The sequence below is a fragment of the Brevibacterium sp. genome (genome assembly GCF_031179145.1).
GTDB lineage: Bacteria > Actinomycetota > Actinomycetes > Actinomycetales > Brevibacteriaceae > Brevibacterium.
This window is the reverse complement of the sequence record NZ_JAPSIB010000013.1, coordinates 84152-104668: the sequence shown is the minus strand read 5'-3', so window position 1 is coordinate 104668 and position 20517 is coordinate 84152. Positions and strand designations below refer to the sequence as shown.

The following is a 20517-nucleotide window of genomic DNA, read 5'->3' as shown; positions in this document are numbered from 1 at the left end:
AGGGTCGGTAAAGCACGGACGGAAATGACCGGGGAAGGGGAGCGCATGATCTGGCTGGTCATCGCGGCCTGCGCGCTTGCGCTTCTCATCGTCGTCGCACTCGTGCTCACGATCGTGCGCTTCAACCAGCTCTCGATGGCGAGGTCGCTGTGCGACGAGGCCAAACGTCAGCTGCTCGTCGAACTGCGGGCCAGGCATGCGCTCGTCCCGGCGTTCCTCGGCACCCTGCAGCAGATCACCGCTGCGGACTTCGGCCGGCTCGGGCTGGCCCTGGCCTCGGCCGAGCGCGCACCGTTCGGCGCGCGAGGCGCCGCCGCGGAGACCGCGCTGACGCGCGCGATCGAGACCGCAGCCGCGTCCCTCGGCGGCAGTTCCTCACCCCGGACGGGCGAGACGTCCACGCCGGGCGAGACCTCCGCCCCCGGTGAGTCTTCCCTGACCGTGCGCGACGGCATGCGTGAGGAGCTCGAGACCACCGCGCATCTGCTCCACGGGCAGCTCGAGGTCCTCACCGAGAGGATCCTCGCCGGCGCCCGCATCTACAACACGAACGTCGCCCGCTATCACCGGCAGCGCAAACGGTTCCTGTCCCGGCTGTTCCGGACCGTGTTCAAACCGCGTGAGGTCTTCGACATCAACGGCACGGTCGGGTCATGACGCGATTCCGCATCGACCTCGGCTATCAGGGCAGCGACTTCCACGGTTGGGCGAAGCAGCCGCAGCTGCGCACCGTGCAGGGAACTCTCGAGGAAGGCCTGGTCCGGATCACCGGTGAGCAGGTGGGCACCGTCGTCGCCGGTCGCACGGACGCGGGTGTTCACGCCCGACGCCAGGTCGTCCACATCGACCTGACGGACGCGGCGGTGGAGAAGCTCATCGCCCGCTCGAACCGGACTTCTCAGGCTGCGCTGCTCAGCCGTCTCCGCGGAGTGCTGACGATCGGCGGCCACCAAGACCTCGTCATCCATGCCGTGACCGAGGTGCCCGAGGACTTCGACGCCCGCTTCTCCGCACTGTGGCGCGCCTATCGATACCGACTGGCCGATGACCGCTCGTTCATCGACCCGCTGCTGATCGCGGTCACCCCGCGGCACAAGGGAGAGCTCGACGCCGAGGCGATGGCCGAGGCCGCGCGAGAGGCGCAGGGGCTCCACGATTTCCTTCCCTTCTGCAAACCGCGGCAAGGGGCCACCACGATCCGCACTCTGCACGAGTTCGAGGTCGACCGCGACCAGGAGGCCGTGATCACCATCGACCTCCGCGCGGACGCATTCTGCCACCACATGGTGCGGGCGCTGGTCGGCGGGCTGATCAAGGTCGGTACCGGCGCCTGGCCCGTGACCCGTCCGGCAGAGCTCCTCGCCGAGGCGGACGCCGGGGTGGGAGCGCAGGTGCCGATGTTCGTCACGCCACCGCACGGTCTCGTGCTCACAGAGGTCGGCTACCCCGCGCCGGAGTTCTACGCCTCGCGAGCCGTGCAGACGATGGCGCGCCGCGACCAGGACTGAACCCGATTCCGGTGCAGGATGCGCCGCATTCCGTCATCTTGAGAGAATTCCCCTTTTCAGTTGTGTGAATCCTGTGTACATTTCACGTATAGGCAACTTGTCGTTCGCTTCGCTCGAGGATGCTGGTCGGAGCTGACCCATCCTGACACCGGGCGACGAAGCGCACACCCGCGCGAACGACTTCCGAGCGGCTGGTGAACCGACCAAAAGGACTGTACAGATGAAACCTGCGACCAAGGTGCTGGCTGCCGGTGCAGTGGTGTCGATGCTGACCCTGCCCGGACTCGCGCCCGCCGTGGCGAGCCCCCTCGGCAGCGGTTCCGAGGAGGCGACCACGAACCCCGGGGCGACCGCGAATCCCGGGGCGACCGTGGACCCCGAGGCGACTGCGAACGCCGAGGCGACCGTGGACCCAGAAGCCGCGGAGCCGGGCACCCGGGTGCAACTGCTGGGCATCACGGACTTCCACGGGCGCATCGTCGAAGCGGGAACCCAGGTCGCCTCGGTCGTCGAGGAGCAGCGCGCGGACTTCCTCGACCAGGGCGGGACCGGGACCGCGCTCCTGTCCGCCGGGGACAACATCGGCGCGTCGACCTACGTCTCGTCCTCCCAGCAGGACACCCCGACGCTCGATGTGCTGAACGCCCTCGGCCTGCAGGCCTCTGCGGTGGGCAACCACGAGTTCGACAAGGGCACCGCTGACCTGACCGGTCGGGTCGCGAACGAATCCGACTTCCCCTACCTCGCCGCGAATGTCTACGACAGGGGAACCACGAACGTCGTCGAAGGTCTCGACGAGTACTCCGTCGTCGACGTCGGCGGGGTCGAGGTCGCCGTCATCGGCGTCGTCACCGAGGACACCGCCTCGCTGGTCTCACCCGACGGCATCGCCGACATCGAGTTCGGCGATCCGACGTCCGCCGTCAACAGAGTGGCCAAGGACATCGAATCCCTGCCGGCGGACCAACGACCGGATATGACGGTCGTCGAGGCCCACCTCGGCGCCTCGACCGCGGACACCCTCGACGAGGCGCTGGCCTCGAACAGGGAATTCAACCGCCTCGTCACCGAGGCGGACTCCTCCGTCGACGTCCTGTTCACCGGTCACACGCACCTGCCCTACGAGTTCGAGGCGCCGGTGCCGGGGGACCCGAACCGGACGCGCCCGGTGCTCGAGGCCGGCAGCTACGGCTCCGTCGTCGGCCAGGTCCAGCTCGTCGCCGAGGCGGACGGGACATGGACGACCGAGAAGTCCGAGCTGCTGAGCACCGAGGACGCGTCATACGAGTCGCCTGTCGTCGCGCAGGTCGCCGAGATCATCGCGGAGGCCGATGAGAAGGCCAAGGTGCCAGGCTCCGTCGTCGCAGGCTCGATCACCGAGGACATCACCCGTGCCTGGGCGCGGGACGAGAACGGCGAGGTGATCCTCAAGAACGGACAACCGGTCGACGACCGCGGTTCCGAGAGCACATTGGGCAATCTCGTCGCCGATGCCCTGAAGAGCGGAGTCGAGGATTCTCAGCTCGCGCCTGCCGACTTCGGAATCACCAATCCCGGAGGGGTGCGCGAGGACCTGCTCTGCGCGGACATCTACAACACCGAGAAGGACTGCGAAGTCACCGCGGCTGAGCTCAGCGGCGTGCTGCCGTTCGCCAACGACCACGGTGTGGTGACGATGAAGGGCGCCGACGTCATCGGACTGTTCGAGGAGCAGTGGCAGCCGGCGGACGCCTCACGGCCGTTCCTCCACCTCGGCGTCTCGAAGGAGCTCGACGTTGTCTACGATTCGACCGCCGAGGCGAGTCAGCGGGTGAAGTCGGTGCGGGTCAACGGTGAGGAGATCGACCCGGACAGGGACTACCGGGTGGCGACTCTGAGCTTCCTCGCCGCCGGTGGCGACAACTTCTCCTCGTTCGCGAAGGGCGAGTTCGAGCTCTCGGGCCTCACCGACTTCGAGACCTGGGTGGACTACTTCAACGAGAACACCCCGGTCGGCCCCGACAAGACCGAGCGCCAGGCCGACCTGTCTCACGACGTCATCCACAACGGCTCCCTCACTGCGGAGCTCAAGGCTCCCGCAAAGGGCATCACACCTGGTCAGAGCGCGGTCTTCCTCCTCGCCACCGCCGCCGAAGAGGCGGTGGCAGGACCCGTGGAGGTGTCTGTCGAACTGCCGGAGGGATACAGCGGGCGGCAGACGGTGACGCTCGACTCCATTCCGGCGGGCAGGAGTGAGCTCCCCGTCACCGTCACCGCCCCCGAGGACGCCTCGGGGGAGGCGGAGCTGACCGTGAGCCTGCGGGCCGGTGCCGCCGAGTGGTGGGACGACAACCCGCTGCCGATCAGCCATGAGTTCTCCGCCACCGCCTCGGTCGTCGACGATGCCGGCCCGGACACCGGAGTCGAGGCGGACGCCACGTCCGCGGCCGGCGGTGCCGGTTCGAACGCCGACGCGGAAGGTGCCGAGGCCGGCGCGGGGTCGGATGCCGGTGCGGGCTCAGGCGCGAACGGTTCGGATGCCGATGCTGCCGATGCCGGCGCAGGTGCAGACTCTGCAGGCTCGGGCGCGAATGGTTCCGGCGCGAGTGCGGACGCTGCAGGAGCGAACGCCGACGGTTCGGCAGACGGTGCGAACGATGACCTGCCGCGCACCGGATTCGAGCTGATGAGCACGTTGGCCGCGGCTTTGGCCCTCATCGTCGCAGGCAGTGCGGCCGTGGGCATGGCGCGACGGCGGACGGAACTCTACCGCTGAGCCGCTCCGAGGAGACAGACTCAGCCCAGACCGGAAGTGTTCACGTCGGCTCGAGTTCGGTGCCCGTCCCGAACCGGGACGTGCCGAACGCTTCGAGATGGACGATCACCGGCACCAGGAACAGGATCCCGACCGCCGGGACCACGATTCCCGAGTCGTTGATGATCGTGCCGACGGCCAGCAGGATTGCCAGGCTGATCATCGCGGAGCGCAGCAGCGGAACCCGCTGGTAGGTGTCACGCAGTCCGAGCAGGGAGAACTTCTGGGGTACGAGAGCCACCCAGAACACTCCGATGATGATGAGCGGGAGGATCACCGTCATCCACGATTGGGTGAGGATGTCGATGTTCATCCCGATCTTGCGTGAGAGCACTGCCAGTGCTTCACCGCTGAGCACGGAGTCGAAGAACCGTCCGAAGTGCGTGCGCTGGTGCGGTGGGCGCAGCCAGTCGAGGAACAGGACGATCAGCATCGCGAACCCGGCGATGCCGACGGTCAGGAGCAGTCGCTTGAACGAGAATCGGATCCCGGCCGCCGCGAGGACGAGGTAGGCGACGCCGACGATCAGGGTCGGCACCGAACCGAACTTCGTGCCCAGCCCAGGCGCGGCCAGCAGCACGCAGGACGCCAGGACCGGAACGATGACGATGAGCACCCGCGGCAGCGACTTCTTAGCGAGCGAGGCGAATCCCGCGACACTCAGCAGCAGGGCGCAGCAGTACAGCGCCAATGCCGAATTGCCGATTCCGTAGAACCGGGAGGCGATCAGCAGCGGCTCCCCGAGCAGAGTCGACATCTGCAGCCGCGACCCGGTGAGCACGTCGTAGGCGAGGACGGCGACGGTGACCACGGACACGAACAGCACCGGCCCCAGCCTCAGCCTGCGCCACGGTCCCAGCAGGGCGACCGTTCCCAGGATCAGGGACCACCCGCACAGTGCGCCGAGCATCGCGATGTCGGGGTTCGTCGCCCGCTCCCAGGGCACGGTGTTGACCAGGTAGGTCGAGACGGGGAGGGCAGCGAAGACGATGCCCAGCCGGAACGCCATGGAATGGACGAGCTCGCGGTGCTTCCTGCGCAGCAGCCAGCCGAGGCCGAGCAGGCCGACCATGAGCGAGGCGACCACGGGGAAGAACCACGTGGAGAGCTCCTGCTGAGTCTTCACCGCCACCTGTCGGTCGAGGACCGCCTGGTAGCGGGCCTGCCACGAGCCGAGGGAGCTGCCCACCTCCATCGGTGCGCCGGCGACGTTGCCCATCATGTCGCCGCCGCTGTACGCGATCAGGCTCGGCGCCAGATCCGGCACCTGGACCAGCCCGGGCTGCCGGGTCGAGCTCGACGACAGCAGTCCCGGCGCCTGCCCGGGGGCGGCCATCATCGCCGCCTGCATCGTCGAGCCGTCGTAGGAGCCGTCCGCGATCGAGGCGAAGATGATGCGTGTGGACCCGCCGCCTCTCGTCGGTTCCCCGGCGCTGTTCAGCCACCCGGTGTGCTTGAGGATGTCACCGACTCGATGATCGAGATCCTTGAGCGAATACCCGTCGGCGGCGGTGTTGCCGAGGTCGATGAGCGTCAGCTCCCCGGTCGCCGAAGTCTCGGCGGCGCGCTGCCCGAGGTCGTCGCCGACCGGCTCCCACTGCTTGACGTGACCACTGGGGTCCGCGGCGCTGATCGTCGCACCCGGTCCGAACGCCGCGATCCTCGGATTGGCCTCGGAGAGAGAGCCGAGGCTGGCGTCGTAGTTGTCCATCTGCGCGACCTGCCTGTACACGTCCCAATCAGCGGTCCACCCCTCGAGCGGCGGACGCGGATCACGGCACTGCTGGCGCGGTTCGTCGGCGGCCCGACGTCCGGAGCCGACTGACAGCCAGCCGTCGACCGGGCAGCTGGTGGCGTGCACGCTGCGCGGGGTCATGGCGCCGATCGACGAGATCTGCATCAGGGTCCACAGGTGCGGGGTCGTGCGCGGATCGACGTCCTCGAAGGTGAACCCGGAGGTCCCGATGAAGATCGGCGCCTTCGCGTCCTTGCCGGGAACCTTGGGTGAGGAGTTGCTCGTCGAGGTGGAGGTCGCGATCGAGGAGTTGCTCGTCGAGGTGGAGGCTCCGGTTGAAGGATCGGTCGCCGAGGCAGTGGTCCCCGATGAAGGGTCACTCGCCGACGTCACACGGTCCGTCATCGTCCGGGCCAGCGCCGTGTCCGGCAGTCCGAGGACGATGAGCGCGGCGAGGAAGACCCCGATCAGGGTGCGGACGGCCAGGGGGTGGGCACTCATCGGCGATCCACCAGGCCGGACGAGTCGTCGGTGAGTCCCGCGCCGCCGCGGCGGGTCGCCGCGCCTCCTCGAGGATCCACCGTGTCGGCGCTGAGTGCGAGCAGATAGGGCAGCAGCACCATCGCGCCCGTGGAGGGGACTGCGATGCCGGAATCGGTGAGGACCAGGCCCACGCCGAGGCCCGTGGCCGCGGCGAGGAAGCCGAAGTGGACGTCACGGTCGGCGAACACCTCGAGCAGGCGGCCCTGCCACGTGTCGGTGAACCGGGTCAGCCCGGGGTGCTTCGCCACTTGCGGGAAGTGGCGCAGGTACCGCAGGAAGAAGAGGATCGCGATGATGGCCACGGGCGTGATGATCGACAGCGCCGGGTTGATCTCGATGATGTGCAGGTTCGCGCCCAGCTTCCGCTGGATCACCCGCAGCGCCTCCCCGCTGACCAACTGGTCGAAGAAGCTGCCGAAATGCGATCGGGCGCCGGGCGGGCGCAGCCAGTCGAGATAGGCGATCCCCAGCAGCACGGTGAGCGAGGCGAGTCCGATGAGCACCAACCGGAAGAACGACAGGCGGATGCCGGTGACCAGGGCGAGGAGGACCAGCAGTCCGGCCAGTGTCGCGATCGTACCGCCGAACTTCGCCCCCCAGGCCGGGTTCCCGGACACGAACACGGCAGCCAGGCCGAGGACGGCGGGCACGATGACGACCAGCCTCGCATGACCCCGCGCCCGCAGCCAGGAGATCGCCAGGCCCGAGAAGATGAACAGGCTGACGATGAAGACCGCCGCACCCTGATTGCCGAGCCCGTAGAACCGCCCGCCGACGATCGGGTTGTACCCGAGCAGGGAGTTGCCCTGCAGGCGCGAGCCGGTCGCCAGGTCCACGGCGATGACGAGCACGCTGAACAGCGCCATGGCCGCCACCCGCCCGCGCCAGGTCCGACCCCAGGGCGGCAGCAGGGCGACTGCGAGAGTGAGCGCACAGCCGACGACCACGGAGATCCCGAGGCCGAGATGTGGCAGCTCGAACCGGGCCCAGGGGAACAGTCCGGCCAGGAACGCGCCCATCGGGAGGGTTGCGAAGACCATCGACGTCCAGGCCAGGAATTCATGGACCCTGGGGCCGCCTCGGCGAGCGATCACTGCGGCGGTGAGCAGCACCCCGCAGAGAATGAACAGGCTGTAGAACAGGACGTCGAGGACGATCGAGTACGTGAACAGGCTCCCGTGGATCGTCGCCGCCTTCGTGGCGTCGGTGACCAGATCGTCGAGGCGATCTTCCGGGTCCTCGGAGGAGGCGGTGACGTCGAAGCTGACGCCGGCGGGGGAGGGGGCGCCCACGATGCCGAGGATCCCCGGGGCGAGGTCGGTGAGCTGGAGCAGCCGCGGAGTGCGGGTCGTCGACGAGGTGACGGTGCCCGGCTCGATCCCGGGTCCGGAGAGGATGAACGCGCGCAGGCGCGGAACCGCGGAGCTGTCGCCGAGGCCGGCCACGATGATCGTGGGTTCGGCGTCCGCCTGCGCACTTCCGTTCTGACGGGACTGACGGAGAGCATCGAGGTGCTCGCCGAGCCGCCGATCGGCTGCCGCGATGCGAACGTCGCGATCGACGTCGACGGGCACGGTGTAGGAGTAGTTGGGGACCGGGTCGTTGAGCCAGGAGTCCGAGCCGATCGCGCCGATGTCGATGAGGCTCAGCCGGCAGCTGCTCGTGACGGCGCTGTCCGTGTAATTGCGGACCATGCCCTCCTCGTCGGCGACGGCGTAGGCGGCTCCGGCGCCCTCTGCGGCGACGCAGGACTCGAGATCGGGGTCGGGGGACTGTGACCTGCTCACCTGGTCGGCGAGCAGCCCGTAGTCGACCGCGTACCCCGACCCCTGATTGGGCGCCCTCACGCTGTCGAAGTCGGGGATCTGTCCGGTCCGGCCGGTGAGATCTTCCTCACCCGACGGGGCGTCCCCTGCGGCTGCGGACCGCTGCCCACCTTCGATCGTCGGATCGACCATCGGGGGGCAGCTGGCGGAGGACTCGACCGCGGGGTCACTCGATTGCCCTGCCGCAGCGCGGGCGCCGGCGCCAAGTGACACCCATGCTGCGGCAGGGCAGGTGCTGGCGCCGATGGTGCGGACATTGAGGTTGGCGCCCGCGCCTTCGGAGTACAGGGAGTAGAGGTTCGGAGTGAGTTCGGGGTCGATGTCATCCGTGGTCAGGCCGGGGATCCCGAAGACGATCAGCCTGCCGGGAGCATGCGGAGCCGGTTGCGGATGATCGAGCGCGGCCGGTGCCGACTGCCCCTGCTGCTCAGTGCCCGCGGCAGCGGCCGGAGCCGCCCACGACCCCGACGCCCCCAGCGTCATCGTGAGGAGTCCGAGCAGCAGTCCCAGCACCAGAGTTCTGTCTGCGGGAAAGCGGGTGAGTCGGCTGGATGTGTGCGGCACGTAGACCATAGTATCGGCAGTGGAATCGGCCCGCGCTGGTACCGGCCTGGGCGTTTGCTCCGGGGCTCGGCCCGCGTGTATATTTGATTGTCGTTGTGTGTGTTCGTCATGCTCCCTTGCATAGCCTCATGCGTTGCAGGCCCGTAGGTGAGGGGATTACGTGGACGAACGGACTCGATTCAAGACAATCAGTGTCTCGGCTCATCTGACTCACGACCCGATGAGCCCCCCGGCGCTGCACCATGAGATACGAAAAGAAGGCTACTTTTGCGTACGTACACACCAAAGCCCGGCGATGTTGAGCGCCAGTGGCACGTCATTGACGCCACTGATGTCGTGCTCGGCCGTCTTGCTGCTCAGGTTGCGAAACTGCTCCGCGGCAAGCACAAGGTGACTTTTGCACCTCACATCGATTCCGGCGATTTCGTCATCATCATCAATGCCGACAAGGTCGCGTTGACCGGTGCGAAGCTTGAACAGAAGCGCGCTTACCACCACTCGGGTTACCCGGGCGGCCTGAAGAGCGTCAACTACGCCGAGCTGCTCGCCACCAACCCCGAGCGCGCAGTCGAGAAGGCTGTCGCCGGTATGGTCCCGAAGACTCGTCTCGGACGTGCCCAGATGCGGAAACTGAAGGTGTACACGGGTGCCGAGCACCCTCACTCCGCTCAGAACCCGCAGCCGTACGAACTCAGCCAGGTAGCGCAGTAAGCGCGCTCAGGCTTTAGACCTACCGAGGAGAACCGTGGCTGAAACCGCCAACGCGCCAGAAATCGAAGAACTGACCGAATACACCTCTGAGACTCCCGCATCCGCCGGCCTGGGCGACCAGACCGCAGGTGGCCGTGGCCAGTCCATCACCGCTCCCGGCAACGGAGTCGGCCGCCGCAAGCAGGCAATTGCTCGCGTTCGCCTGATCCCAGGCTCGGGTGAGTGGACCATCAACGGACGCACTCTCGAAGAGTTCTTCCCGAACAAGCTGCACCAGCAGCTCGTCAACGAGCCCTTCCGCCTGCTCGACCTCGAAGGACGTTTCGACGTCGTCGTGCGCATCTCGGGTGGCGGACCGTCCGGACAGGCCGGTGCCGTCCGACTGGGCATTGCCCGCTCGCTCAACCAGATCGACGCGGAATCGAACCGCGCCGAGCTGAAGAAGGCCGGATTCCTGCGCCGTGACGCCCGCGTCAAGGAACGCAAGAAGGCCGGTCTCAAGAAGGCGCGCAAGGCGCCTCAGTTCTCGAAGCGCTGATTCCACTGCGCGGGCTGCGCATGGTCTGCAACGAATCGCGCAGCGGAACCGCAGTGCCGGCTTCATGAACACACAGTGCGGCCCCGAACCCGATTCGGGGCCGCATTCGTGCATTCACCTCCGCAGCGCCGCGGCGGGGGATGCACTACTATCAACGCATTGTCTGCGGAAAGGACTGATCCATGACACGGCTCTTCGGCACCGATGGGGTGCGAGGTCTGGCCAATCGCGACATCACTGCGAAGCTGGCGCTCCAGCTCTCGGTCGCAGCCTCTCGAATCCTGCCCCGGGACTGGACCGGCGACAAGCGTCCCTTCGCCGTCATCGGTCGCGACACCCGTGTGTCGGGTGAGTTCCTGTCCGCCGCGATCAGCGCCGGAATCGCCTCGGCGGGGGTCGACGTGCTCGACGCCGGAATGCTGCCGACTCCGGGCGTGGCCCGCGTGGTCAGGGACACCGGAGCGGCCTTCGGCGTCGTCATCTCCGCCTCGCACAACCCGATGCCCGACAACGGCATCAAGTTCTTCGCCGCCGGGGGCACCAAGCTCGACGACTCCATCGAGGATGAGATCCTCGAGATCCTCGACGCCGAGTGGACCCGGCCCACCGGTGCTGACGTCGGCAGCATCTCCCGCTACCCAGCGGCTGCCGACGAGTACACCGAGCACCTCGTCCGCTCGATCGCTGACGAACCGAAGCGACCGCTGTCGGGCCTCAAGGTCGTCGTCGACTGCGCCCACGGTGCCGCCTCCGTCGTCGGTCCCGCTGCCCTGCGTCAGGCCGGCGCCGAGGTCATCGTCTCCGCGGCCGAGCCCAATGGACTCAACATCAACGACGGCGTGGGCTCGACCCATCTTGGACCTCTGCAGCGGCTCGTCGTCGAGACCCAGTCGGACCTGGGTGTGGCCTTCGACGGGGACGCCGACCGCTGCCTCGCCGTCGACGCCCTCGGGCGCGTGGTCAACGGCGATCAGCTGATGGGAATCCTCGCGATCGGGCTCAAGGAGCTCGGCGAGCTGAAGAACAACACCCTGGTCACGACGGTGATGTCGAACCTCGGCCTCAAACTGGCGATGGACAAGTACTCGATCAGGACCGTGCAGACCGCCGTCGGCGACAGGTACGTGCTCGAAGGCATGCTCGCCGGGGACTACGTCCTCGGCGGAGAGCAGTCGGGTCACGTCCTCATGCTCGACCACGGCACCACCGGCGACGGGGTGCAGACGGCTCTGCACCTGATGAAGCGGATGGCGGATTCGAAGCGCACTCTGGCTGACCTCGCCGCCGAGATCCCGCAGCTGCCGCAGGCTTTGGTCAACGTCTCCGGAGTCGACAAGCACCGTGTCGACCATCCGGTCGTCGCCGCTGAGATCAGCGCCGTCGAGACGGAGCTGGCCGGTTCGGGCCGGGTGCTCCTGCGTGCCTCCGGCACCGAGCCGCTCATCCGCGTGATGGTCGAAGCTGAGACCGAGGACGCCGCGCAGGCGCAGGCCGCTCGTCTGGCCCAGACGGTCAAGGCGCACCTGGCTCTGTGAGCAGTGACCGGGCTTGACGAGCATGGGTGCTGAGGTGTTCCTGACCGTCGGCGGTGCGCTTCTCGTCGCCACCGGGCTGCACGACATGTTCCACAGCTTGATGAACCCCTCGGGGCGCGGGCATGTCAGCCGGTGGATCATGCACGGCATCTGGTGTGCTTCGAAACCGCTCGGGCGGCGCTTCCGAGCGGTCGTCGGCCCCGCCGCGTTGGTCACGGTGGTGATTGCCTGGGTGGCGTTCCAGGTCCTCGGGTTCGCCCTGATCTATCTGCCTCATGTGCCCACCGGTCTCACCTACGCGCCGGGGATCGATCCCGCGAACTATTCCGATCCGGCTGAGGCTCTCTACATCTCCCTCGTGACTCTGTCGACCTTGGGTTTCGGCGATGTCGTCGCCACTCAGGCCTGGGTCCGGATGACCGTGCCGTTCGAGGGGCTCATCGGCTTCGCCCTGCTGACCAGCGCGCTGACCTGGTTCAGCCGGGTCTACTCCCCCCTCGAGCGCCGCCGCGCGCTGGCCCTGGAGATCAGATCGCTGGTCGGGGTCGGATTCGCCGACCGCTGCCCCGAGCTGGATCCGCGAGAGGTCAGCCGAGTCCTCGACGGCCTGTCGACCCAGCTCGATATGATCCGGGTCGACTTCACTCAGCACACCGAGACCTACTACTTCCGGGAGGTCGACGAGGACCTGTCCCTGCCGCGCTGGCTGTCGGCCGTGGTGCCGATGGCCGCGGTGGCCGGGTCCTCGTCCTACCCCGGAGTCACGATGAGCGGACAGCGGCTGACCGCGTCCCTCGACCGGCTCGCGGAGGTACTGAAGTCCGGGTTCGCGCGCTCGGGCGGTGACACTGCGGGTATCCTCGCCGCCTATGCCTCCGATCACGGACACACGGGCCGGCCCTGATCCCGCTTCGCACTCGGCCCAGCTCAGAGCGCCAGCTTCTTGCGGACGCCCGCGGAGAAGAGGTCGACGGCGATGATGAGCACGAGGACGATGAGGATGTAGGTGAGCATCGCGTCGAACTGGAACGACTTGATCGACTGGTTGATGAGCAGTCCGATCCCGCCCGCGCCGACGAGTCCGAGCACCAGGGACGACCGCACGTTGACGTCGAAGCGGTAGAGCAGCAGCCCGAACAGCTGGGGAATGACCTGCGGGAACGTCGCGTTGGCGACGATCTGGGTGCGGTTCGCGCCGACGGTCCGCAGCGCCTCCGACGGGCCCGGATCGATCTCTTCGATGGCCTCCGCCCACAGTTTGGCCATCACGCCGGTGTTGTGGAAGATCAGCGCGAGCACACCCGGGAAGGGCCCGAGGCCGACAGCGGTGACGAAGATGAGGGCGAACACGACGTCCGGCACGGCCCGCAGGAACGACAGGATCGCTCGCGACACCTGATAGACGACCGGGTGCGGAGTCGTCGTGCGGGAGGCGAGCACCGCGAACAGCGCCGAGGTGGGGATCGAGAGAGTGGTTCCCAGCAGTCCGATCCACAGAGTGATACCGGTCGCCTGCAGTCCCGGCCACAGCGTGTCGGACCAGTCGAGATCGGGAGGGAACGCCTCGGCGAGGAAGTTCATCATTCCCTGCCTGCCGTCGATCAGGGTCACCAGGGAGAACTCGGTCTCCCTGACCGCGATGACGTGGAGTGCGACGATGACGACGACCGCGGTTCCCAGCTGCCAGCCGCCGAAGCGGCGGGTCGGCGGAGCCAGATCTGGGCGCGGTGCCTGCGCGTCGTGGACCAGGGTGATCACCGGGGGGACCTCCGCATCTCGCTTCACAGTGATCATCGCGCGACCTCCGCATACAGTTCGCCGATCTGGTCGAGGTCGACCGCTTCGGCGGGGGCGTCGAGGACAATGCGACCGGACTGCAGTCCGATGACATGGTCGGCGTATTCGAGGGCGAGGTCCGGCTGGTGCAGCACGGCGGCCACGGCCAGGTTCTCCTCGTGGGCGAGTTCTCTCAGCAGGGCCATGATCGATCGTGCCGCCTTTGGGTCGAGGGCCGCGACGGGTTCGTCGGCGAGCACCACCGGGGCGCCCTGACACAGGGCCCGGGCCACCGCCACCCGCTGCTGCTGTCCGCCCGAGAGCGTGCCGGCTCGCTGGTCGGCCCTGTCGGCAAGGCCGACGCGGTCGAGGGCGGCCATCGCCTCCCGCCGGATCTCGGCCGGGAACAGCCAGGGGTGGAGGGAGCGGGCCAGCGGGATCCGGTGCAGTGCGCCGGCGCACACGTTGTCGAGGACGCTGCGCCGGGCGACGAGATGGATCTTCTGGAACACCATCGCGGGTCGGTCCGTCCCGGAGGCGAACTCGATAGTTCCCCCGTCATGCCCGATCAGGCCGGCCACCGCACGCAGGGTCGTCGATTTCCCGGAGCCGTTCGCGCCGAGGAAGGCCAGCAGCCGGCCCGCCCTCGCGGTGAAGGAGACCCCGTCGAGGACCCGCGCAGCCCCATAGGAGACAGCGAGTCCGTCCACGGTGAGCAGCGCGGGACCGGCGCTCACCTCGGCGTCCGCAGTTCTCAGCGCCGTCGTCATCACACGTCCTTCTCGGTCAGCTTCATCGTCTTGGCCAGGTCGAACATCGGCTGGTACGTCTTCTTGTCGACTTCGATGAGCTGACCGGGAGGAGTGACGTCGAGGTAGGCCGCCACCTTCTCGATGTCCTTGGCCGGCAAGTCGAGGAGCGCATCCTTGACAGCCTTCTTGAACTGCGGATCGGCGTCCTTCGCGACGGTGATCGGGTCGTTGGGGATGGGCTCCGACTTCCAGATCTGCCGGTAGTCGTCGGGGTTGAAGGTGCCCTCTGCCTTGGCGGTGCCCAGCGTCTGGGAGTTGATCTGGGCGGCGTCGACGCTGCCGTTGGTCAGCGCCAGGAGCGCCTCGGGGTGCCCGCCGGCGTAGTTGAGGTTGAGTTCGTTCTCCGCGATCCCGGCCTCGGCGAGGGCCGACCGGGGCAGGACGTCACCGGAGGTCGAGCCCACACTGCCCAGTGCCAGGTCCTTGCCGCGCAGGTCATCGAGGGTCTTGATGGCCGAATCCTGGGGCACCCAGATGCCTCCGGTGTAGGAGCTCAGCTTGCCATCGGCGGTGCCGAAGGAGACGAGCGGTTCGGCGCCGGCCCGCTCGGAGGCGAAGACGTAGCCGAGGGGGCCGAACTGTCCGAGGTCGAGCTTTCCGTTCTGCATCGCGAGCACCTCGGCGGAGTAGTCCTCGAGGACCTGCACCTTGACGGGGCAGTCGAGCGACTTCGAGAGGGAATCGGCGATGGCCTGGTAGGCGGGTTCGAGCTTCTGCGGATCCTCGAAGGGCTCGATTCCGAATTCGACCTTGCCGTTGGGGCAGGTGGGGGAGGCCTGCGCCGAGGAGGTGGAGCATCCGGAGAGGACGACGGGCGTGAGGATGACGGCAGTGGCCAGTGCTGCGATGGTGGCGCGGGAACGGGTGAGCTTCATGACTGTCCTTTGATCAGGGGTGGGAACGGAGATCGGTCAGGGGTGGGAACGGAGTCCGGTCAGGGGCGGGGCAGTGGTGGGTGGGCCGGCCGCGGCGCTGCTCACGCGGCTGCGCGGAGGGTGGGGTGGAGGGTCGCCAGAGTGCGTTCGGCCAGTCCGAAGGCGATGGTCATTCCGATCCCGGTGGCGACCGTGGCGACCGTGGTCCTCTCGTCGACGGCTTCGACGATGAGCGGGCGTGCGGCACTCGAGGCGTAGATGCCCTGCCACCGTTGGCGGATCTCGAATCCGTGGGTCGACGAGGACTCGGTGGGGGAGAGTCCGAGCACTGCGCCCGCCTCGGCGAGCAGGACGTCGATCGTCGACTCCTCGAGGAACGGGTCCGCGCTCGCGGCATAGTCATGGGAGTCGCCGATGACGATGGAACCGTCCGGACGGGGGCCGAACATCACGTTGGCCCCGACCTCGAGCAGAGCCGGGGCATCGGCGGCGACCTCCGCGGCCACCGCCTCGGCGCCGGGCAGGGTCGAGAACGCCTCGTAGCGCAGCAGCGAGGTCCGCGTCAGCAGGGCCGCCGAGGTGGTCAGGGGCGCAGGGGTGGTGGCCAGAGCCATCGACAGCGCGCACTCGATCAGCCCCGCATCGGCTGCGAGAGCCGGGAACAGCGCGGGCAGTCCGTGGCCGGTGCAGACGATGACGTGATCGGCGCTGTAGGTGCCGACCGAGGTCTCGACCGTGCCATGGCCGACGTGGATGACACGGACTCCGGTGAGCAGTTCCACTGCCGAGGCGGCTCCCAGTGAGCGCGCCAGCGCCGGTGCCGCGGTGCGGGGGTCGACGCGCAGATCCCGGCGGAGGAAGGCGCCGCCGATGACCTCGCCGAGGCGAGAGTCCTGTCCGCCGAGTCGGGAGCCCTGGCCCTCCGTCAACGCATCTCTCATCGCCTCGGCGCCGAGCAGATCGATGGCCGTGTGGTCCTTGGCCTCACGTGCCTGCTCGAGGACGGCCATCTGCGCGGGCGAGGTGGCGAGCACATAGGCGCCGGATTCCTCGGCCCAGAAGTTCGCCTCCTGTGCGGCGGCGAGCCATTGTTCGCGTCCGGCCTCGGCGAGTTCGGAGAACTCGCCGATCTGACCGGTGATGCAGCAGTGACCGAAGTTGCGGATCGAGGCTCCGCGCGGGGAGGAATCGGCCTCGAGGATTCTCACGCTCAGTCCCCGGCGCGCCGCGGCCCTGGCGTGGGCGAGCCCGACGATGCCGGAACCGACGATGATGATGTCTGAGTGGGTCATGAGTCGACCATGCCGCGCCGGAGCGCCCGGGAACAAGCCGTAACGGCACATGTATATATAAGTTGTCCGTTCGTTCATCTGGGCGCAGACGCGGTCGGAAGCTGTTCAACTGTCGTTCAGCCGAGATGTTCTCGAGGGTGTGCGGCGGTGGTCTACGATCGAACATGTGATGACAAGTCCCACACCTTCCGGCGATCGACCGCGGTCGCTGCACCAGAAGATCGGAGACGAACTCCGAGCACAGATCGCCGACGGTCGGCTGCCCATCGGCGCCGCCGTCCCCAGTGAATCGGAACTGTGCCGGCAGTTCTCGGTGTCCCGCGGGCCGGTGCGTCAGGCGCTGTCAGGGCTGCGCGCCGAAGGCATCATCGCCGGGAGCCAGGGCGCGACGGCACGGGTGGTCGGCTCCGTTCCGACCCAGTCCCTGACGAGTTTCCTGTCGTTCACCGAGTGGGCGCATTCGAGCGGTCGGCAGCCGGGTCAGCACACCGTGGAAGTGGCGAAGCGGACCGTCGGCGCCGATGCGGCCGGAGTGCTCGGCCTCGATCTGTCCGACCTCGTGGTCGACGTGCTGCGGCTGCGTCTCCTCGACGAGGAGCCGGCGATGGTCGAGCGAACCAGCTTCGTCCTCGACGTCGGTCGGCACCTGTTCGACTTCGACTCCGACAGCGGGTCGATCTTCGTCCATCTCAGCTCCTGCGGGGTCGAACTCGCCGCCGCTCGGCACACCTTCGACGCGGTGCCTGCCGACGACGTCGACGCCCGGCTGCTCGACGTCGAGATCGGCACCCCCTTGCTGCGAGAGCGTCGAGTGACGTCGACCTCGGCGGGCCGGCCCGTGGAGTACTCCGACGACCGGTACCTGCCGGGCCGGGTGACCTTCACCGTGAGCAACACGGTCGCCGCCCCGCACTCCGTCATCCGCCTCGTCCCCGACGACTGAGCTGCGCGCACCGTGGCCTACGAGTGGTCCGGTGCTGAACCCCCAGCCCTGATGCTGACCCCCACCCCTGATCCCCAACCCCTGATGAGGAGAGACCAATGACAACGATCGAACTCGCCGTGTTCGATATGGCCGGAACCACCCTCGACGAGCACGGAGACGTCTACCGTGCCCTGCGGCAGAGCGTGGAGTCCACCGGCACCGAGGTGACCGCGGAGAACCTGCAGACCTGGATGGGCGCGGACAAGGTCGAAGCGATCCGCAGCCTTCTGCGCCTCGGCGGACATGCCGGCGACGCCGAGACCGTCGACCGCTGCTTCGATCTCTTCCGGCAGCTGCTGCGGCAGTTCTATGCCCAGAACCCTCCGGTCCCGCTGCCGGGAGTCGTAGACGCGCTGCGGGTGCTGCGCGAGACCGGAATCAAGGTCGCGCTGACCACGGGTTTCTCCAGGGATGTGGCCGACCCCCTGCTCGCTGGGCTGGGCTGGGCGACGGGTGAGGGCGGCAACCTCGATGCGGTCGTCTGCTCCGACGAGGTGGCAGCGGGGCGGCCCTATCCCTACATGATCCACCGGGCGATGGAGCGCACGGGCACTGAGGATGTGAGCTCGGTGCTCGTCGCCGGGGACACGATGGTCGACATCCAGGCGGGTGTGGCCTCGGGTGCGAGCATCGTCCTCGGCGTCCACACGGGAGCGCTGGAGGCAGACGACTTCGCCTCGACCGCCGCCACTGCCTCGCTGCCCTCCGTCGCCGAGGTGCCCGCCCACCTCGGTCTCGACACCGCCGTCACGGTGAGCTGAGTCCGGTGCTGCGGCCGGGAAGAAGTCGCGCGAAATTCATCCGTTTGGGGGATGACGGTCTCCGCTCGCACTCCCTAGAGTTTCACTGGTGGAATCAACAACGTCGAAAGTGAGCTGAATGGAGAAACTTCGCAGATTCGCAGTATCACCCTCGTAATCCCCGAAATCGACAATCCCCGATCCCCATGTTCGCCGGCTCCCCACCAAGGGCACCCCTGGCCGAGGCATCCCCAGCCCTCGGTCACGAGCAGCATCCCCGGTGCCCTCGGCCGCGAGCAGCATCCCCAGCTCTCAGTCGGCGGCGAACTGAGTGGCGTAGAGCTCGGCGTAGCGGCCTCCCAGGGCCAGCAGCTGCGAATGGGTACCGGACTCCACGATCCGACCGGCCTCGACCACGAGAATCGTGTCGGCCTGCCGGATGGTGGAGAGCCGGTGGGCGATGACCAGGGCGGTGCGCCCCGTCATCGCCTGCGTCAGAGCCCGCTGCACGGCCGCCTCGTTGGTCGAGTCCAACGCGGAAGTCGCCTCGTCGAGCACCACGATCTCCGGGGCGGACAGCAGCATCCGCGCAATCGTCAGACGCTGCCGCTCACCTCCCGAGAGTCGGTAGCCGCGCTCGCCGATGACCGTGTCCAGCCCATCGGGCAGGGCCGCGATGACATCGTGGAGCTGAGCGCGGTCGATGGCCTGCTCGAGTTCCGCATCCGTGGCGTCCGGCTTCGCCAGCGCCAGATTCGACCGGATGGACTCATGGAAGACATGACCGTCCTGGGTCACCACCCCCACCGCCTCGCGCAGAGTCGCGAATGACAGGGCACGGACGTCGACGCCGCCGATGGTGATCGACCCGGAGGTGACGTCGTAGAGACGAGGCAGCAGCGAGGCGATCGTCGACTTCCCCGCGCCGGAGGAGCCGACCATCGCGACGGTGTGCCCGGCCGGGATCGTGAAGTCGAGCGAATGGAGGACCTCGTCCCCGCCGCGGGCATCGAGGACGGTGACGTCCTCGAGGCTGGCCAGGCTCACCTTGTCGGCGCTCGGGTAGGCGAAGCTGACATTCGAGAACTTCACATCGAGCCCGCCCTGCGGCAGCGGCTTCGGATCAGCAGGTTCGGTGATGAGCGGCTTGACGTCGAGGACCTCGAAGACCCGCTGGAAGCTGACCACGGCGCTCATGATGTCGAGGCGGGCGTTGGCGAGCATCGTCAACGGGGTGTAGAGGCGGGTCAGCAGCAGAGCCAGAGTCACGACCTGACCGGCATTGAGGTGACCGAGCACGGCCTGGGCGCCGCCGATCCCGTAGACGAGGGCCAGGGCCAGCGCCGAGACCAGGGTCAGAGAGGAGACGAACGTCGACTGCAGCATCGCGACCTTGACTCCGACGTCGCGGACCTGCCCCGCTCGCTTGCCGAACTCCTCGGTCTCGACCGTCGGATTGCCGAAGAGCTTGATCAGGGTCGCCCCACCGGAGGAGAAACGTTCGGTCATCCGCGTCGACATGTCCGCATTGTGCTCAGCCGCCTGGAACTGCAGCGCGGCGAGTTTGCCGCTGAGCAGCCTGGTGGGAATGATGAACAGGGGCAGCAGCAGCATCGACAGGGCGGTGACCTGCCAGGAGATCGACACCATGACGCCGATCGTCAGGGCCAGCGACACGATGTTCGACACGATGCCCGACAGGGTGTTCGAGAATGCCCGCTGAGCGCCGATGACATCGGAGTTGAGTCGGGAGACGAGCGCCCCGGTGCGGGTCCGATTGAAGAAGGCGATCGGCATCTTCTGCACATGCTCGTAGACGGCGGTGCGCAGGTCGAAGATCAGTCCCTCGCCGATCTGCGAGGACATGTACCGGTTGGTGATGGAGATCGCCGCGTCCGCGATCGCCAGCAGCCCGATCGCCACCGCCAGCCACACGACGGTGCGCACGGGGCCGCCGCCGGTGATCGCGTTGACGACATCACCGGCGAGGACGGGATTGAGGACCCCGATGACCGCCGAGGCGACCGACAGGGTGAGGAAGAACGCGATCCGCTTCTTGTGGCGCTTCGCGTACGTGAGGATCCGCCGGTAGGTTCCCGGCTGGATCGACGTCTGCGGGGTCTTGCGGTTGGAAACGGCGGTGCGCATCATCGAGTGCGCCGACTGCATGGTCACATCGTCCTCATTTCTTCAATCACCAGTCTTCAACCGGGGACGGACGAGAACTATTTCCGAATCAGCTGTCGGCGTAGCAGGAGCGGGCGCAGGTCCCGTCGCCAGGGG

16 protein-coding genes are annotated in these 20517 nt (G+C 67.7%); 9 read left to right on the top strand and 7 right to left on the bottom strand.

Translation table 11 applies throughout. The annotated features are described in order from the left end of the window. Positions 1–45: 45 nt before the first annotated feature. The 3 genes from RIT73_RS10985 to RIT73_RS10975 all read left to right on the top strand — a co-directional run bounded on the left by RIT73_RS10985 (position 46) and on the right by RIT73_RS10975 (position 4263). Positions 46–657: a LemA family protein gene (locus RIT73_RS10985; protein ID WP_309132114.1), complete on the top strand. Its 612-nt coding sequence runs from the start codon at positions 46–48 to the stop codon at positions 655–657. Beyond that, positions 654–1508, top strand: a complete 855-nt coding sequence (truA, locus tag RIT73_RS10980; protein WP_309132113.1) for a tRNA pseudouridine(38-40) synthase TruA — start codon at positions 654–656, stop codon at positions 1506–1508. The genes RIT73_RS10985 and truA overlap by 4 nt, the downstream gene beginning before the upstream one ends. Before the next feature lie 220 nt (positions 1509–1728). Further along, positions 1729–4263 carry a 5'-nucleotidase C-terminal domain-containing protein gene (locus RIT73_RS10975; protein WP_309132112.1) on the top strand — a complete coding sequence of 845 codons (2535 nt, stop codon included), beginning with the start codon at positions 1729–1731 and terminating at the stop codon, positions 4261–4263. Between the two features lie 40 nt (positions 4264–4303). On the opposite strand, the gene RIT73_RS10970 is transcribed toward RIT73_RS10975, so the two are convergent. Next, positions 4304–6538: a hypothetical protein gene (locus RIT73_RS10970; RefSeq protein WP_309132111.1), complete on the bottom strand. Its 2235-nt coding sequence runs from the start codon at positions 6536–6538 to the stop codon at positions 4304–4306. Beyond that, on the bottom strand, positions 6535–8970 hold the full coding sequence (locus RIT73_RS10965; RefSeq protein ID WP_309132110.1) for a hypothetical protein: 2436 nt from the start codon (positions 8968–8970) through the stop codon (positions 6535–6537). Before RIT73_RS10965 ends, RIT73_RS10970 begins: the two co-directional genes overlap by 4 nt. A gap of 267 nt (positions 8971–9237) precedes the next feature. On the opposite strand from RIT73_RS10965, the gene rplM reads away from it, so the two are divergent. The 4 genes from rplM to RIT73_RS10945 all read left to right on the top strand — a co-directional run bounded on the left by rplM (position 9238) and on the right by RIT73_RS10945 (position 12658). After that, entirely contained in the window at positions 9238–9681 is a 444-nt protein-coding gene (gene rplM / locus RIT73_RS10960) for a 50S ribosomal protein L13 (protein WP_309132109.1), read from the top strand. Between the two features lie 34 nt (positions 9682–9715). Next, entirely contained in the window at positions 9716–10219 is a 504-nt protein-coding gene (rpsI, locus tag RIT73_RS10955; RefSeq protein WP_375295000.1) for a 30S ribosomal protein S9, read from the top strand. 182 nt (positions 10220–10401) lie between these two features. Next, positions 10402–11754, top strand: a complete 1353-nt coding sequence (glmM, locus tag RIT73_RS10950) for a phosphoglucosamine mutase (protein ID WP_309132108.1) — start codon at positions 10402–10404, stop codon at positions 11752–11754. Between the two features lie 22 nt (positions 11755–11776). Next, positions 11777–12658 (top strand): potassium channel family protein, encoded by an 882-nt coding sequence (locus tag RIT73_RS10945; protein WP_309132131.1) that lies wholly within the window; start codon positions 11777–11779, stop codon positions 12656–12658. Positions 12659–12681: 23 nt separating this feature from the next. Here the strand turns inward: RIT73_RS10945 and phnE are convergent, their stop codons facing one another. The 4 genes from phnE to RIT73_RS10925 all read right to left on the bottom strand — a co-directional run bounded on the left by phnE (position 12682) and on the right by RIT73_RS10925 (position 16509). Further along, positions 12682–13548, bottom strand: coding sequence for a phosphonate ABC transporter, permease protein PhnE (gene phnE, locus RIT73_RS10940; protein WP_309132107.1), 867 nt, complete (start codon positions 13546–13548; stop codon positions 12682–12684). Further along, positions 13545–14300: an ATP-binding cassette domain-containing protein gene (locus tag RIT73_RS10935; protein WP_309132106.1), complete on the bottom strand. Its 756-nt coding sequence runs from the start codon at positions 14298–14300 to the stop codon at positions 13545–13547. Before RIT73_RS10935 ends, phnE begins: the two co-directional genes overlap by 4 nt. Then, entirely contained in the window at positions 14300–15217 is a 918-nt protein-coding gene (locus tag RIT73_RS10930) for a phosphate/phosphite/phosphonate ABC transporter substrate-binding protein (protein WP_309132105.1), read from the bottom strand. Before RIT73_RS10930 ends, RIT73_RS10935 begins: the two co-directional genes overlap by 1 nt. A 101-nt stretch (positions 15218–15318) precedes the next feature. Next, a complete protein-coding gene (locus RIT73_RS10925) occupies positions 15319–16509 on the bottom strand; it encodes a TIGR03364 family FAD-dependent oxidoreductase (RefSeq protein ID WP_309132104.1) in 1191 nt (396 codons plus the stop codon). 169 nt (positions 16510–16678) lie between these two features. Here RIT73_RS10925 and RIT73_RS10920 point away from each other — a divergent pair, with 169 nt between their 5' ends. Further along, on the top strand, positions 16679–17452 hold the full coding sequence (locus tag RIT73_RS10920; protein WP_309132103.1) for a GntR family transcriptional regulator: 774 nt from the start codon (positions 16679–16681) through the stop codon (positions 17450–17452). Between the two features lie 98 nt (positions 17453–17550). Then, positions 17551–18255 (top strand): phosphonatase-like hydrolase, encoded by a 705-nt coding sequence (locus RIT73_RS10915; protein ID WP_309132102.1) that lies wholly within the window; start codon positions 17551–17553, stop codon positions 18253–18255. A 291-nt stretch (positions 18256–18546) separates the two neighbouring features. On the opposite strand, the gene RIT73_RS10910 is transcribed toward RIT73_RS10915, so the two are convergent. Next, positions 18547–20403, bottom strand: coding sequence for an ABC transporter ATP-binding protein (locus RIT73_RS10910; RefSeq protein WP_375295001.1), 1857 nt, complete (start codon positions 20401–20403; stop codon positions 18547–18549). Between the last annotated feature and the right edge of the window lie 114 nt (positions 20404–20517).

Excerpts from the sequence above, each read along its gene's own strand:
- RIT73_RS10985 (WP_309132114.1), top strand. The coding sequence starts at position 46 with ATGATCTGGCTGGTCATCGCGGCCTGCGCGCTTGCGCTTCTCATCGTC.
- RIT73_RS10915 (WP_309132102.1), top strand. The coding sequence starts at position 17,551 with ATGACAACGATCGAACTCGCCGTGTTCGATATGGCCGGAACCACCCTC.
- RIT73_RS10910 (WP_375295001.1), bottom strand. The coding sequence starts at position 20,403 with ATGCAGTCGGCGCACTCGATGATGCGCACCGCCGTTTCCAACCGCAAG.
- RIT73_RS10935 (WP_309132106.1), bottom strand. The coding sequence starts at position 14,300 with ATGACGACGGCGCTGAGAACTGCGGACGCCGAGGTGAGCGCCGGTCCC.
- RIT73_RS10970 (WP_309132111.1), bottom strand. The coding sequence starts at position 6,538 with ATGAGTGCCCACCCCCTGGCCGTCCGCACCCTGATCGGGGTCTTCCTC.
- RIT73_RS10945 (WP_309132131.1), top strand. The coding sequence starts at position 11,777 with ATGGGTGCTGAGGTGTTCCTGACCGTCGGCGGTGCGCTTCTCGTCGCC.
- RIT73_RS10925 (WP_309132104.1), bottom strand. The coding sequence starts at position 16,509 with ATGACCCACTCAGACATCATCATCGTCGGTTCCGGCATCGTCGGGCTC.
- RIT73_RS10975 (WP_309132112.1), top strand. The coding sequence starts at position 1,729 with ATGAAACCTGCGACCAAGGTGCTGGCTGCCGGTGCAGTGGTGTCGATG.
- phnE (WP_309132107.1), bottom strand. The coding sequence starts at position 13,548 with ATGATCACTGTGAAGCGAGATGCGGAGGTCCCCCCGGTGATCACCCTG.
- RIT73_RS10920 (WP_309132103.1), top strand. The coding sequence starts at position 16,679 with ATGACAAGTCCCACACCTTCCGGCGATCGACCGCGGTCGCTGCACCAG.
- RIT73_RS10930 (WP_309132105.1), bottom strand. The coding sequence starts at position 15,217 with ATGAAGCTCACCCGTTCCCGCGCCACCATCGCAGCACTGGCCACTGCC.
- glmM (WP_309132108.1), top strand. The coding sequence starts at position 10,402 with ATGACACGGCTCTTCGGCACCGATGGGGTGCGAGGTCTGGCCAATCGC.
- truA (WP_309132113.1), top strand. The coding sequence starts at position 654 with ATGACGCGATTCCGCATCGACCTCGGCTATCAGGGCAGCGACTTCCAC.